We start from the raw sequence: 13,638 nt of genomic DNA on the forward strand, positions 1-13,638 counted from the left end.
GCCATGAGCGAATCGCCGAGTCGAGGCTCGCGAACGGGCCAGTCGCGTGCCCCAACGTGGAACTCGCCCTCCGGAGCGGGGAACTCGCGCTCCCGAGCGGGGGACTCGCGGACCGGAGTGGGGGACTCGCGGGTCGGGGTGCACGGCTCGCGGCCGGGTGGGTTATAGGCGTTCTATTATTGTTACGTTTGCCGTGCCTCCGCCTTCGCACATGGTTTGCAGGCCGAAGCGGCCGCCCGTGCGCTCCAGTTCGTGCAGCAGGGTCGCGAGGAGTTTCGTGCCCGTCGCGCCGATGGGATGGCCCAGTGCGATCCCTCCGCCGTTGACGTTGACCCGGTCGGGGTCGGCACCCGTCTCGTCCAGCCACGCGAGCACCACGCTCGCGAACGCCTCGTTGACCTCGAACAGGTCGATGTCGTCGATGGTCAGGCCCGTTTTGCGCAGCGCGTGCGCCGTCGCGGGGATGGGGCCCGTGAGCATCCACACCGGATCGGCCGCGCGCACCGAGATGTGGTGCACGCGCGCCCTCGGGGTCAGGCTGTGTTCGCGGACGAACGACTCCGACGCGAGCAGCGTCGCGCTCGCCGCGTCGGAGATCTGGCTCGCCACGGCCGCGGTCAGCCGCGAGCCCTCGCTCAACGGCTTCAGCGCGGCCATCTTCTCCGGCGTGGTGTCGGCGCGTGGCCCCTCGTCGGCCGCGAACCCCTCGTACGGCACGATCTCCCGCTCGAAGCGTCCCTCGGCCGCGGCGGTCAGCGCGCGCTGGTGGCTGCGGTAGGCGTAGGCCTCCAGGTCCTCGCGCGTGAGGTCCCAGTGCCCGGCGATCATGTCGGCGCTGCGGAACTGCGAGACCTCCACGCTGCCGTAGCGCTCCTGCCAGCCCTTCGACCCCGAGAACGGGTCGTCGAAGCCGTACTCGCGCCCGGCCAGCATCGCCGCGCTGATGGGGATTCGGCTCATGTTCTGCACTCCGCCCGCCACCACGACGTCCTGCGTGCCCGACAGCACCGCCTGGGCCGCGAAGTGCACCGCCTGCTGCGACGACCCGCACTGCCGGTCGACGGTCACGCCCGCGACGTGGTCGGGCAGGCCCGCCGCGAGCCACGCGGTGCGCGCGATGTTGCCCGACTGCGGACCGAGGGTGTCGGTGCAGCCGAGGATCACGTCGTCCACGAGCGCGGGGTCGACGCCGCTGCGTTCGACCAGCGCCCTCAGCACGTGCGCGGCCAGATCCGCCGAGTGCACGCCTGCCAGCGCTCCGCCGCGCCTGCCGACGGGCGTGCGCACTGCGTCGATGAGATAGGCCTCGGCCACGATCGCTCCTAGGGGTGCTGGCTGGACACGGAGATGGTCTCGCCGGTGAGGTAGCCGGCGTAGTCGCTGGCGAGAAACGCCATGACCGTGGCGATCTCCCACGGTTCGGCGGCGCGGCCGAACGCCTCGCGCTGTTCCAGCGACTCGAGCAGTTCCTCGCTGGTGACCTTGGCGAGAAACGGGTGTTTGGCGAGGCTCGGCGCGACGGCGTTGATGCGCACGCCGTGCTCGGCGGCGTCGATGGCGGCGCAGCGGGTGAGCGCCATGACGCCTGCCTTGGCGGCCGCGTAATGCGCCTGCCCCGCCTGGGCGCGCCAGCCGATCACCGACGCGTTGTTGACGATCACGCCACCGCCACCCTGCGCGACGAACCGGCGCAGCACAGCCCGGGTGCAGCGGAACGTGCCGTTGAGCGTCACGTCGAGCACCCGCAGCCATTCCTCGTCGGTCATGTCCAGAATGGACCTGGTGCCACCGAGCCCGGCGTTGTTGATCAGTACGTCGATCCGTCCGAAGTGGCCGGTCGCACCGTCGACGAGCGCCTGCACATGGGTCTCGTCGGTGACGTCGCAGGGGATCGCGTGGACCTTGCCGAACTCCGCCAGCTCCTCGGCCTTCTCTCCCAGGCGGCGTTCGTGCTGGTCGCTGATCACCACCGACGCGCCCTCCTCGAGGCAGCGCCTGGCGACGGCGGAGCCGATGCCGGTGCCCGCCGCGGCGGTGACCACCACGACCTTGCCCGCCAGCAGCTCCCGCCCGCGCGGGTACTCCGGGATCACGCGCGTACCTCCTTGGGCAGCCCGAGCACGCGCTCGGCGATGATGTTGCGTTCGATCTCGTCCGAGCCGCCGTAGATCGTGTCGGCGCGGGAGAACAGGAACAGCCGCTGCCACTCGTCGGGCTCGCCGTCGTGGGTCAGCGACCGCGCACCCCGGGCCCGCATCGCCAGTTCGCCGAGCGTGCGGTGCCACTGCGCCCAGAGCAGCTTGCCCACGGCGACCTCGGGTCCGGCCTGGTCGCCGAGGGTGCGCAGCGCGTGCGCGCGCAGGACCCGCAGCCCGATCCACGCGCGCGTGAGGTCGGTGCGCAGCACGGGGTCGTCGATCGTGCCGGTGCGCTTCGCCTGCGCGAGCACGCCCTCCAGCTCGCGCCGGAAGCCGATCTGCTGGCCGAGGGTGGACACGCCACGCTCGAAGCCGAGTGTCGCCATCGCCACGCGCCAGCCGTCGCCGGGTTCGCCGACCACCATCGACGCCGGTGTGCGCGCGCCGTCGAAGAACACCTCGTTGAACTCGGAGGTGCCGGTGAGCTGCCGGATGGGCCGCACCTCGACACCGTCCTGGCGCAGCGGCACGAGCAGGTACGACAGCCCCGCGTGCCGCCGCGAGCCCGGTTCGGTCCTGGCGAGCACGAAACACCAGTCGGCGACGTGGGCCAGTGAGGTCCAGGTCTTCTGCCCGGTCACCACCCACGTGTCGCCCTCGATGCGGGCCGACGTGGACACCGCGGCCAGATCCGAGCCCGCGCCGGGTTCCGAGTAGCCCTGGCACCAGAGTTCGTCGACGGCCACGATCCTGGGCAGGAACCGCTGCCGCTGCTCGGGAGTGCCGAGCGCGATGAGGGTGGGGCCGAGCAGCTGCTCGCCGAGGTGGCCGACCCTCGCCGGGGCGCCGGAGGCGGCGTACTCCTCGTGGAAGATCACCTGCTCGGCGAGGCTCAGCCCGCGCCCGCCGAACTCACTCGGCCAGCCGACACACGTCCAGCCCGCCGCGGCCAGGTGCCGTTCCCACGCGAGCCGCAGGTCGAACGCCTCGTGTTCGCGGCCGGGGCCGCCCAGCCCGCGCAGCTCGGCGAACTGTCCGGTGAGGTTCGCGGCCAGCCAGTCCGCCACCTCACGGCGGAACTGCTCGTGGTCTCTCACCCGCACCTCCTGCTACCGTTCACTGGAATAATGAGAACACGTTCTACATTTGGCGTCCAGTGAGGGAGCGGGATGGTGGAGTCGTCCGGCGCGGAGACGATTCCCGGCGCACTCAGGAGTGCGGCGGAGCGGTTCGGCTCACGCGAGGCCGTGGTGGACGGCTCGGTGCGGCTCACCTACGCGGATCTTCTAGAACGTGTTCGAACAATGGCGCGCGCGTTCGCCGCCGAGGGTGTGCGGCCCGGCGACCGGGTGGCGATCAACTCACCCAACACCCACCACTGGGTCGTCGCCGCGCTCGGCGCCCACTACGCGGGCGCCACGCTGGTGCCCGTCAACACCCGCTTCACCGGAACCGAGTCCGTCGACCTGCTGCGCCGCAGCCGTGCCCGCGCGCTGGTGGTCGCCGGTGACTTCCTGGGCGCCGACCGGCTCGCCGGCATCCGCGAGGCGCAGGGCGAGGCGGGCCTGCCGGATCTGACCACCGTGATCCGCGTGCCGCTGGCCGGGTCTCTCCCGCCCGTCGACGGCGTGCTCGACTGGGACGTGGTGCGCGAGCGCGCCGAGCGGGTGCCGTCAGCCGAGGTGGAGGCCCGCGCGGACGAGGTGCGCCCCGACGACGTCAGCGACATCCTGTTCACCTCCGGCACCACCGGACGCAGCAAGGGAGTCTGCTCGGCACACCGGCAAGCGCTCGCGGTGGCGGCGGCGTGGGCCGAGTGCGGCGAGCTGACCGAGCACGACCGCTACCTCGTGGTGAACCCGTTCTTCCACAGTTTCGGTTACAAGGCGGGGATCCTCGTGTGCCTGCTGACCGGCGCCACGTTGGTTCCGCAGGCCGTGTTCGACGCGGGCGAGGCGCTGACGCTGATCGAACGTGAGCGGGTGTCGGTGGTCCCGGGCGCTCCCACGATCTTCCAGAGCCTGCTACCGGTCGCCCTGGACCGGGACCTCTCGTCGCTGCGGCTGGCCGTGACCGGTGCCGCGACGGTGCCGGTGACGCTGGTCGAACGGATGCGTGACGAGCTGGGCTTTCGGACCGTGCTCACCGCCTACGGGCTCACCGAAGCGGTGGTGGCGACGATGTGCCGTCCCGGCGACGACCCCCGCACCGTGTCGCGCACGTCGGGCCGTGCCACCGCTGGCTTCGAGGTCGCGCTGGCCGACACCGGCGAGGTGCTGCTGCGCGGCCCCAACGTCATGCTCGGCTACCTCGACGACCCTGCTGCCACGGCGAGGACGATCGACGCGCAGGGCTGGCTGCACACCGGTGACGTCGGCGCGCTCGACGCCGCGGGCAACCTCGCGATCACCGACCGGCTCAAGGACATGTACATCTGCGGCGGCTTCAACGTCTACCCGGCCGAGGTCGAACGGGTCCTCGGTCAGCTGGGCGGGGTGCGTGACGTCGCCGTCACCGGGGTGCCTGACGGGCGCCTCGGCGAGGTCGGCAAGGCGTTCGTGGTGACCGACGGCGAGCTGGGCGAGGACGCCGTGTTCGCGTTCTGCCGCGAGCGGCTGGCCAACTACAAGCGCCCGCGCTCGGTGGAGTTCGTGGCGGAGCTGCCGCGCAACGCCTCGGGCAAGGTGCTGAAACGCCTGCTGGGCAAGGAGGACGCATGACCGACGTCGTTACCTACGAGCGCCGCGACGGGGTGGCGATCGTGACGATGAACCGCCCCGACTACCGCAACGCGCAGAACTCGGCGATGACCTACGCGCTCGACGACGCGTTCACGCGCGCGGTGGACGACCCGGAGGTGACGGTGATCGTCCTCGCGGGCGCGGGCAAGCACTTCTCGGCCGGCCACGACATCGGCTCACCCGGCCGTGACGCCGACAAGAGCTTCGACCGCCGAGCCGTGATGTGGTGGGACCACACGAGCCGCGAGGGTGGCGACCGGCGCTTCGCCCGTGAGTCCGAGGTCTATCTGGGCATGTGCCGCCGCTGGCGCGAGATTCCCAAGCCGATGATCGCCTCGGTACAGGGAGCGTGCATCGCGGGCGGGCTGATGCTCGCGTGGGTGTGCGACCTGATCGTCGCGGCCGACGACGCGTTCTTCGCCGACCCCGTGGTGCGCATGGGAATTCCGGGCGTCGAGTACTTCGCGCACCCGTGGGTGCTCGGGCCGAGGGCGGCCAAGGAGGTGCTGTTCACCGGCGAGCGCTTCGACGTCCACCAGGCCAAGGAGTGGGGCATGGTGAGCAGGGTCGTGCCGCGCGAGGAGCTCGAAGCGCGCACGCTGGAGCTGGCGGGCACGGTGGCGGCGATGCCGTCGTTCGGACTGGCGCTGGCGAAGAAGGCTGTGAACCAGGCCGAGGACCTGATGGGTCTGCGGTCCGGAATGGACTCCGTGTTCGGCCTGCACCACTTCGCCCACGCGCACAACGCCGAGACCTCGGACGACTCGCTGGGCGGGCAGACCGCGCGCTCGATGCGCGAGGGAAACGGGGCGCGCTAGTGGATCTGGACGTCGACGAGGCCTCGGCGGCCCTGCGCGACGAGGCCCGCGCGTGGCTCGCCGAGCACGTGCCGAGGCCATCGCTGCCGTCGATGGACACCGCCGAGGGTTTCGCGGCGCACCGCGAGTGGGAGGCCACGCTCGCCGAGGCGCGCCTGTCGGTGGTGACCTGGCCGCGCGAGTACACCGGCAGGGACGCGTCCCTGCTGCAGTGGCTGCTGTTCGAGGAGGAGTACTACGCCGCCGGGGCGCCGGGCCGCGTCTCTCAGAACGGCATCTTCATGCTCGCGCCCACGCTCTTCGCCCACGGCACGGCCGAGCAGCGTGACCGGATCCTGCCCCCGATGGCGCGGGGCGAGCAGGTGTGGGCACAGGCGTGGTCGGAACCCGAGGCCGGCAGCGACATCGCCGCGTTGCGCAGCAGGGCCGAGCGCACCGACGGCGGCTGGCTGCTCTCCGGCTCCAAGACGTGGAGCTCGCGCGCGGCGTTCGCCGACCGCGCGTTCGGTCTGTTTCGCAGCGATCCCGGCGAGCAGCGGCACCGCGGCCTCACCTACCTGATGTTCGACCTGCGCGCCGAGGGCGTCATGGTGCGGCCCATCCCGCAGCTCGACGGCGAGCCGGGGTTCGCGGAGGTCTTTCTGGACAACGTCTTCGTGCCCGACGCCGACGTGCTCGGCGAGCCGGGCAACGGCTGGCGTGTGGCGATGACCACGGCCAACAACGAGCGCGGGCTGTCGCTGCGCAGTCCCGGCCGGTTCCTCGCAGCCGCCGACCGCCTGGTGGATCTGTGGCGCGAGCGCGGCCGGCCCGAGGACGTCGCGGCTCGCGTCGCCGACGCGTGGATCGGCGCCAGGGCCTACCAGCTCTACACCTACGGCACCGTGACCCGGCTCGCCGAGGGCGGCGGTCTCGGCCCGGAGTCCAGCGTCAACAAGCTGTTCTGGTCGCACCTCGACGTCGCGCTGCACGAGACCGCGCTCGACCTGCTGGGCCCCGAGGGCGAGCTGGCCGGGCCGTGGACCGATGGCTACCTGTTCTCGCTCGCGGGACCGATCTACGGCGGCACCGACCAGATCCAGCGCAACACGATCGCCGAGCGTCTGCTCGCGCTGCCCAGGGAGCCGCGATGAGGTTCGCCGTCTCCGCCGAACAGCGGCAGTTCGCCGAGAGCCTGCACGAGCTGCTGGCTCGTGCGGACACCCCGGCGGCCGGGCGCGCGTGGGCGCGTGGCGAGCACGAGCCCGGGCTCAAGGTGTGGCGCGAGCTGGCCGACCTGGGCGTGCCCGCTCTGCTCGTGCCCGAGCGGCGTGGCGGTCTGGGCGCGTCAGCGACCGATCTGGTGGTGGTCTTCGAGGTGCTCGGTCACCACGCGGTGCCCGGCCCGCTGGCCGAGTCGGTGGCCGTGGCGCCATCGCTGCTGGCACCGGAGTTGTTGCCCGCACTGGCCTCCGGTGAGTTGATCGCGAGTGTCGCACTGCCGCCGCTGGTGCCGTTCGCGCTCGACGCCGACGTCGCGGGCGTGGTGCTGCGGGTGCGCGACGGCCGGACCGAGCGGGTGGAGATCGCCGAGGGGCCGGTGCGTTCCGTCGACGCCGCGCGCAGGCTCTTCCGCGTCGAGCCCGAGGGCACGCCGCTCGGCGCCGCCCCGGCCGAGGCGTTCGAACTGGGCGTGCTGGCCGTGTCCGCGCAGCTGCTCGGCGCGGGGCAGTGGCTACTGGAGCGGGCGAGCGCGTATGCGAAGCAGCGCGAGCAGTACGGCAGGCCGATCGGCTCCTACCAGGCGGTGAAGCACCTGCTCGCCGACGTCGCGACGAGACTGGAGCTGGCCAGGCCGCTCGTGCACGGCGCGGCCGTGGCCGTCACCGGCGGGGAGGCCGTGGCGCGCGACGTCTCCGCGGCCAAGGTCGCCGCGGGCGAGGCCGCCTACCTCGCCGCGCGCACGGCGTTACAGGTGCATGGCGCCATCGGTTACACCGCCGAGCACGACCTGGGGCTGTGGCTGACGAAGGTCCGCGCGCTGACCGGTGCGTGGGGCGGCGCGGGCCACCACCGCGCGCGTGTGCTCGCGGCACTGGAGGACATGTGAGCGACACCGACGAGACCAGGGCGCTGCGCGAGGCGGTACGAGCGTTGCTGGTCAAGCGTTCCGAGCCCAGAACCGCCGTCGAGGCCCCGTGCGGTTACGACGACGCGCTGTGGTCGGTGCTGTGCGACCAGATCGGCGTCGCCGCGCTCGCCGTGCCCGAACGCTACGGCGGAGTGGGCGCCGGGATGGCCGAGGTCTGTGTGGTGCTCCACGAGCTGGGCCGCACCTTGACACCGTCCCCGCTGCTCGGCTCGGCGGTGCTGAGCGCGCAGGCACTGCTGGCTGCCGGCGACGCCGACGCGTGCGCGCGGCTGCTGCCCGGCATCGCCGACGGCAGCCGTATCGCGGCGCTGGCCTGGACCGGCGAGGCCGGCGACTGGGCGCCCGAGGCTCCCGCCGTGACCGCTGAGGGAGACGTCCTCACCGGCACGGCGCACTACGTGCTCGACGGCGATCTCGCCGACGTCCTGCTCGTGGCCGCCCGCACCGAGGAGGGCACCGGACTGTTCGAAGTGGACATCGCGGCCACCGGACTGCGGCGCGCCCACACGCCCTCGCTCGACCCGGCGCGCAGACTCGCCACCGTGGAGCTGGCAGGGGTCGAGGCCCGCCGGCTGTGGCACGGCGACCACACCTCGTCCCTGCGCCACGTCAGGGACCTCGCGCTCGTCGCGCTTGCGGCCGAGCAGGTGGGCGCGGCCGAACGCGCGCTGGAACTGACGGTCGACTACAGCGGGCAGCGCCACCAGTTCGGCAGGCCCATCGGCGGATTCCAGGCGCTCAAGCACCGCATGGCCGACGCGTTCGTGCGGCTGGAGCAGGCCCGCTCGGCCGTGCACGCCGCGCTGCGCAGCGCCGTCGCGGGCGCCGCGGAGCTGCCGCTGGACGCCGCCGTCGCCACGATCGTCTGCTCGGAGGCCCTCGAGTACATCGCCGCCGAGATGATCCAGCTGCACGGTGGAATCGCCATCACCTGGGAACACGACGCGCACCTCTACTTCAGGCGAGCGCACGGCAGCGCACTGCTGTTCGGCTCCCCCGGAGCTCACGTCGCCGCGCTCCACGGCGAGGCGAGCGGGGCTGTGTGATCCTGGCAGGGTGACCGAGGAGCTGACGCCCGCCGCGGAACCTGGCCAGCAGGGCGCGGCCCTGGCGAGCGCACTGAGCAAGGTCGCGCGGTCACTCGAGCCCGAACCGGACGTGGACCGCACCGTGGAGCAGATCGTGGCGGCCGCGGCCATCACCGTTCCCGGCGCCGAGCAGGCGGGAGTCTCGTTCCTCGACAGCGGGCGGATGCGCTCGGTCGCCCCGTCCAACGACCTGGTGGCCAACCTCGACCAGTGGCAACACGAGTTGCGCGAGGGACCGTGCGTGGACGCGGTGTTCGACGCCCCGGTGTATCTCACGCGCGACCTGGCTCTCGACGAACGCTGGCCGCGGTTCTCCGAGCTCGCCGTCGGCGCCGGGATCCGGTCGATGCTCAGCTTCCGGCTCTTCACCAGCACACGCGTGATCGGCGCGTTGAACCACTACTCCTCGCTGCCGGACGCGTTCGACTCCGAAGCCGAGCGCATCGGCGAACTGTTCGCCGCGCACGCCGCCATCGCGCTGGCCGGGTCGCGCGGGCTCGAACAGCTGCAGAACGCCCTGCGCACGCGCGATGTCATCGGCATGGCGAAGGGCATCCTCATGCAGCGCAACGGCGTCGGCCCGGACCGGGCGTTCGAGATCCTCGTCGAGGCCTCGCAGCACGCCAACATCAAGCTCCGCGACGCCGCGCAGTGGCTGGTGGACGAAGCCTCTCGCTAACGCTCGGGGCGCAGGTGCGCGCTCACGGGCACCACGAGCGGCGTGCCCGCGACCGGATCGGGCAGCACCTTGGCGTCGAGTTCGAACACGTCGGACAGCAACTGCTCGGTCAGCACCTCCGGCGGCGGGCCCTGGGCCACGATCCGCCCGTCGCGCATCGCCACGAGCGTGTCGGCGTAGCGGGCGGCCAGGTTGAGGTCGTGCAGCACCATCACCACCGTGGTGCCGCGCTCGGTGTGCAGGCGGTGCACCAGGTCGAGCACGTCCACCTGGTGTGCGAGGTCGAGGTAGGTGATCGGCTCGTCGAGCAGCAACAGCGACGTGTCCTGGGCCAGCGTCATCGAGATCCACGCGCGCTGCCGCTGGCCGCCGGAGAGCTCGTCGACCACGCGTTCGGCGTGCGCGTCCATGCCGGTGAGTTCGAGCGCCCGAGTCACGGCGTCCTCGTCGCCGGCCGACCACTGCCGGTACCAGTGCTGGTGCGGCTGACGGCCCCTCGAGACCAGGTCGGCGACGGTGAGCCCCTCCGGCGCGCTCGGAGTCTGCGGCAGCAGGCCGACGACCTTCGCGACCTCCTTGGTCGCGACCTTGTCGATGCGCTTGCCGTCGAGCAGCACGGCGCCGGAGCGGGGGTTCAGCAACCGGCCCAGCGCGCGCAGCAGCGTCGACTTGCCGCAGCCGTTGGGGCCGATGATCACCGTGACGGAGCCGTCGACCACGTCCAGGTCGAGGTCGTCGACCACCACCCGGTCGCCGTACCCGAGCCGGACTCCGTCGGCCTGCAGCCGGACGTTGTTCACGCGCGAACCCCCTTGCGAGAGCGGACGAACAGGTAGATCAGGTACGGAGCGCCGAGCACGGAGGTGAGCACGCCGACGGGCAGGTTCGGCGCGAACGTGCGCACCGCGAGGTCGGCGCCGACCACCAGCAGCGCGCCGAGCACCATCGACCCGGCCAGCGGCGGCTGCGGTGTGCGGGCCAGCCGCAGCGCGATCTGCGGGGTCGCCAGCGCGACGAACGTGATGGGTCCCGCCGCGGCCGTCGCCACGGCCACCAGCGCGGCGGCGAGCAGCAGCAGCGTGGCCCTGGCCGCGTCCACGCGGATACCGAGCCCGCGCGCGGTGTCGTCGCCGAACTGCAGGCCGCCCATCGTGTGCGCGCACATCAGCGTCGCGGGCACCAGCAGGGCGAGGGCGAGCGCGACGGGGCCGATCGACTCCCAGCCGACGCCGTTGAGGTTGCCGACGAGCCACGTCGTCGCCCTCGTCGCGTCGTCCACGTCGCCGACGGTGAGCAGCCAGTAGACGACGTTGTACGACACCGCGGACAGCCCGATGCCCACCAGCACCAAGCGGTAACCGTCGATGCCGCGGCGCCACGACAGTGCGTACAGCAGCAGCCCGGCCACGATCCCGCCCGCCAGCGCGGCCAGCGGCACGCCCAGCTCGGCCACGACGCCGCTGACCTGGCCGCGGGTGCCGCCGAGGACGATCAGCGCGACCGCGCCCACCCCGGCTCCCCACGTGATGCCGAGGATGTCGGGGCTGGCCAGCGGGTTGCGCGTGACCGTCTGGAAGATCGCGCCCGCGAGCCCGAAGGCCGCGCCGACGAGCACACCGGCGAGCGTGCGGGGCAGCCGCAGGTCGAAGATGATGCCGTTCTCGCGCCGGTCGCCGCCGCCGAACAACGTGCGCAGCACGTCGAGAACCTCGATGTGCGAGCTGCCCTTGCCGATGTTGACCGCCGCGACGAGCACGAGCAGCACCGCGCCCACGACGGGCACCAGCACGATCCTCGGGCGGAACGTCCAGGCGAGCGGCCCCAGTTTCAGGACCCTGCGGCCGGGCACGGGCCCGGAGTCGCGAACGGTTCTCACAGTCGGGCCAGGCCCTTCCGGCGCACCAGGACGATGAACACCGGTGCGCCCACGATGGCGAGCATGATCCCGACCTCGAGCCGGTCGGCGGAGACGAGCCTGGCGAGCACGTCGGCAGCCAGCAACAGGATCGCGCCGATGAGGCCGGCGAAGGGCACCAGCCAGCGGTAGTCGGGCCCGGTGACGGCGCGGGCGAGGTGCGGCACGATCAGTCCGACGAACGCGATCGGTCCGCACGCCGACACGGCCGCGCCCACCAGCAGCGTGATGGCGAGGATGCCGAGGATCCGCGTGCGGCGGACGTCGCGGCCCAGTGCGGTGGCGACGTCCTCGCCGAGCGCGAGTGCGTTGAGCCCCGGCGTGTTCGCCAGCGCGAGCAGCAGCCCGACCACCAGGAACGGTGCGATCTGGCCCGCCACCGCGAAGTCGCGGCCCGCGATCGAGCCGACGTGCCAGAACCGGTAGGTCTCCATGCCCTGCTGGTTGCCGAGCACGATCGCCGAGATGAGGCCGTAGAGCAGCGCGCTCACGGCGGCGCCCGCGAGCGCGAGCGTCACCGGCGTCGAGCCGCGACCGCCGACCGCGCCGAGCAGGAACACCACCACCGCGGCGACCAGCGCGCCCGCGAAGCCGAACCAGATGAAGCCGTGGATGCCCTGCACGCCGAACACCACCACCGCGAGCACGATCGCGAACGCGGCGCCCTGGTTGACGCCCAGCAGCCCGGGGTCGGCGATCGGGTTGCGGGTGTGGCCTTGCATCAGCGCGCCGCCCACACCGAGCGCGATACCGGCGAGGATGCCGACCACCGTGCGGGGTCCGCGCAGCGACCGGACGATGATGTCGTGCTCGCCGCCGGCCGGGTCGGTCAGCGCCCGCCACACGGCGTCGAGGGGAACGGCGTGCGCGCCGTAGGCCAGGCTCAGCGCGGAGACCACCACGAGCAGCCCGAGCAGACCGGCCAGTCCCGTGATCCGCCGTGCGCGGAGGCGACCGCCCCGGGAGCGGCCGTGTCCGGCGCTCGGCCGCGCGGCAAGGGGCGTCGCCATCACCCGCTCCTCGTCATCCGCGTTGTCACAGCCTTGTGTGATTGTTCTAAAGTCCAGTTGCCGTTAGGAGAGCCTAACCGAATGTGAAAGGTGACCGATGATTCGCCTGTCCCCACCGTGGCGCGCGGCTGTGGCCGTGGGTGCCGCCGCCTGTCTCGCACTGACCGCGTGCTCGCCCTCCGGCGAGCAGCCCTCCGAGCAGGACGGGCAGTCCGCCGGGCAGGGCGAGTTCCCGCGCACCGTCCAGCACGCGATGGGGGAGGCGACGATCGAGGAGCAGCCGCAGACCGTCGCGGCCCTCGACTCCAGCTACGTCGACGCCGCGCTCGCGCTCGAGACGCGGGTGGTCGCCTACACCAAGTACCCGTCGTTCGACGCGCTGCCCGACTACCTCGGCGACGACGCGCAGTACGGCAAGGACGCCACGATCGTCGGCGAGCTGACGAGCCCCGACGTCGAGCAGCTCTATGACATCGCGCCCGACCTGATCGTCTCGGCCAAGATCCGGCACGAGGAGATCTACGACCAGCTGTCCAATGTGGCCCCGACGGTGTTCAGCGAGAGCACGGGAGCCACGTGGAAGGACAACATCCGGCTGCTCGCCGAGGCGCTCGGCAAGGAGGCGCTCGCCGAGCAGAAGATCGGCGAGTACGAACAGCGCGCCCAGCGCATCGGTGACGCCATCGAGGCCAAGGCGGGCAAGATGCCCACCTACTCGCTCGTGCGCTTCATCGAGGGCGAGCCGACGGTGCGCCTCTACTCCAGCGGGTCGTTCCCGGCCATCGTGCTCGCCGACGTCGGTCTCGGACGCCCGGAGGGGCAGCCCGACCCGCAGGACGAGATCGCGACCGACCTGAGCCAGGAGAACATCGGCCAGCTCGACGCCGACCAGGTCTACGTGTCCTCCTACGCCGACGCGACGCAGGAGGCGGACGACCCGAAGGAGCGCTTCCAGTCCAACCCGCTGTGGGCGACGCTCGAGGGCGAGCTCACCGACGTCAACGACGACACCTGGTACACCTCGGTGAGCCTGCAGGGCGCCCACGCGATGCTCGACGACCTGGCCGAACAATTCGGAGTGGACCCAGCCAGGCCCTGACCCCTGACCCGCCCCGTGC

13 protein-coding genes are annotated in these 13,638 nt (G+C 72.1%); 7 read left to right on the forward strand and 6 right to left on the reverse strand.

The genetic code is table 11. The features are described 5' to 3' along the window. Positions 1 to 162 precede the first annotated feature (162 nt). From JHE00_RS16455 to JHE00_RS16465, 3 genes are read right to left on the reverse strand one after another with little or no spacing between them, the layout of a single operon-like run. Complete coding sequence (locus JHE00_RS16455) at positions 163 to 1,314, reverse strand: acetyl-CoA C-acetyltransferase (protein WP_200318921.1); 1,152 nt, start codon at positions 1,312 to 1,314, stop codon at positions 163 to 165. 8 nt (positions 1,315 to 1,322) lie between these two features. After that, positions 1,323 to 2,093, reverse strand: coding sequence for an SDR family oxidoreductase (locus JHE00_RS16460; RefSeq protein ID WP_200318922.1), 771 nt, complete (start codon positions 2,091 to 2,093; stop codon positions 1,323 to 1,325). Continuing rightward, the gene (locus tag JHE00_RS16465) at positions 2,090 to 3,235 is read right to left on the reverse strand and encodes an acyl-CoA dehydrogenase family protein (RefSeq protein ID WP_200318923.1); all 1,146 of its coding nucleotides are present in this window, start codon (positions 3,233 to 3,235) and stop codon (positions 2,090 to 2,092) included. Before JHE00_RS16465 ends, JHE00_RS16460 begins: the two co-directional genes overlap by 4 nt. 72 nt (positions 3,236 to 3,307) lie before the next feature. Here JHE00_RS16465 and JHE00_RS16470 point away from each other — a divergent pair, with 72 nt between their 5' ends. From JHE00_RS16470 to JHE00_RS16495, 6 genes are read left to right on the forward strand one after another with little or no spacing between them, the layout of a single operon-like run. Continuing rightward, complete coding sequence (locus JHE00_RS16470) at positions 3,308 to 4,858, forward strand: FadD3 family acyl-CoA ligase (RefSeq protein ID WP_200318924.1); 1,551 nt, start codon at positions 3,308 to 3,310, stop codon at positions 4,856 to 4,858. Next, on the forward strand, positions 4,855 to 5,697 hold the full coding sequence (locus JHE00_RS16475) for an enoyl-CoA hydratase (RefSeq protein ID WP_200318925.1): 843 nt from the start codon (positions 4,855 to 4,857) through the stop codon (positions 5,695 to 5,697). The genes JHE00_RS16470 and JHE00_RS16475 overlap by 4 nt, the downstream gene beginning before the upstream one ends. Continuing rightward, the gene (locus JHE00_RS16480; RefSeq protein ID WP_200318926.1) at positions 5,697 to 6,830 is read left to right on the forward strand and encodes an acyl-CoA dehydrogenase family protein; all 1,134 of its coding nucleotides are present in this window, start codon (positions 5,697 to 5,699) and stop codon (positions 6,828 to 6,830) included. The genes JHE00_RS16475 and JHE00_RS16480 overlap by 1 nt, the downstream gene beginning before the upstream one ends. Then, the gene (locus JHE00_RS16485) at positions 6,827 to 7,786 is read left to right on the forward strand and encodes an acyl-CoA dehydrogenase family protein (RefSeq protein ID WP_200318927.1); all 960 of its coding nucleotides are present in this window, start codon (positions 6,827 to 6,829) and stop codon (positions 7,784 to 7,786) included. The genes JHE00_RS16480 and JHE00_RS16485 overlap by 4 nt, the downstream gene beginning before the upstream one ends. Beyond that, positions 7,783 to 8,874, forward strand: coding sequence for an acyl-CoA dehydrogenase family protein (locus tag JHE00_RS16490; RefSeq protein WP_200318928.1), 1,092 nt, complete (start codon positions 7,783 to 7,785; stop codon positions 8,872 to 8,874). Before JHE00_RS16485 ends, JHE00_RS16490 begins: the two co-directional genes overlap by 4 nt. Before the next feature lie 10 nt (positions 8,875 to 8,884). Beyond that, positions 8,885 to 9,595, forward strand: coding sequence for a GAF and ANTAR domain-containing protein (locus tag JHE00_RS16495; protein ID WP_200318929.1), 711 nt, complete (start codon positions 8,885 to 8,887; stop codon positions 9,593 to 9,595). Here the strand turns inward: JHE00_RS16495 and JHE00_RS16500 are convergent. From JHE00_RS16500 to JHE00_RS16510, 3 genes are read right to left on the reverse strand one after another with little or no spacing between them, the layout of a single operon-like run. Then, the gene (locus JHE00_RS16500) at positions 9,592 to 10,395 is read right to left on the reverse strand and encodes an ABC transporter ATP-binding protein (RefSeq protein WP_200318930.1); all 804 of its coding nucleotides are present in this window, start codon (positions 10,393 to 10,395) and stop codon (positions 9,592 to 9,594) included. The genes JHE00_RS16495 and JHE00_RS16500 overlap by 4 nt on opposite strands. Next, positions 10,392 to 11,471, reverse strand: a complete 1,080-nt coding sequence (locus JHE00_RS16505) for a FecCD family ABC transporter permease (protein WP_200318931.1) — start codon at positions 11,469 to 11,471, stop codon at positions 10,392 to 10,394. Before JHE00_RS16505 ends, JHE00_RS16500 begins: the two co-directional genes overlap by 4 nt. Continuing rightward, positions 11,468 to 12,520, reverse strand: a complete 1,053-nt coding sequence (locus JHE00_RS16510; protein WP_200318932.1) for a FecCD family ABC transporter permease — start codon at positions 12,518 to 12,520, stop codon at positions 11,468 to 11,470. Before JHE00_RS16510 ends, JHE00_RS16505 begins: the two co-directional genes overlap by 4 nt. A 97-nt stretch (positions 12,521 to 12,617) precedes the next feature. Between JHE00_RS16510 and JHE00_RS16515 the strand changes: the two genes are divergently transcribed. Then, positions 12,618 to 13,619 (forward strand): ABC transporter substrate-binding protein, encoded by a 1,002-nt coding sequence (locus JHE00_RS16515; protein ID WP_200318933.1) that lies wholly within the window; start codon positions 12,618 to 12,620, stop codon positions 13,617 to 13,619. Positions 13,620 to 13,638: the final 19 nt, after the last annotated feature.

It is taken from the genome of Prauserella cavernicola (assembly GCF_016595675.1).
In the GTDB taxonomy this organism is placed as follows: domain Bacteria; phylum Actinomycetota; class Actinomycetes; order Mycobacteriales; family Pseudonocardiaceae; genus Prauserella_A; species Prauserella_A cavernicola.

Excerpts from the sequence above, each read along its gene's own strand:
- JHE00_RS16485 (WP_200318927.1), top strand. The coding sequence starts at position 6,827 with ATGAGGTTCGCCGTCTCCGCCGAACAGCGGCAGTTCGCCGAGAGCCTG.
- JHE00_RS16470 (WP_200318924.1), top strand. The coding sequence starts at position 3,308 with ATGGTGGAGTCGTCCGGCGCGGAGACGATTCCCGGCGCACTCAGGAGT.
- JHE00_RS16510 (WP_200318932.1), bottom strand. The coding sequence starts at position 12,520 with ATGGCGACGCCCCTTGCCGCGCGGCCGAGCGCCGGACACGGCCGCTCC.
- JHE00_RS16475 (WP_200318925.1), top strand. The coding sequence starts at position 4,855 with ATGACCGACGTCGTTACCTACGAGCGCCGCGACGGGGTGGCGATCGTG.
- JHE00_RS16515 (WP_200318933.1), top strand. The coding sequence starts at position 12,618 with ATGATTCGCCTGTCCCCACCGTGGCGCGCGGCTGTGGCCGTGGGTGCC.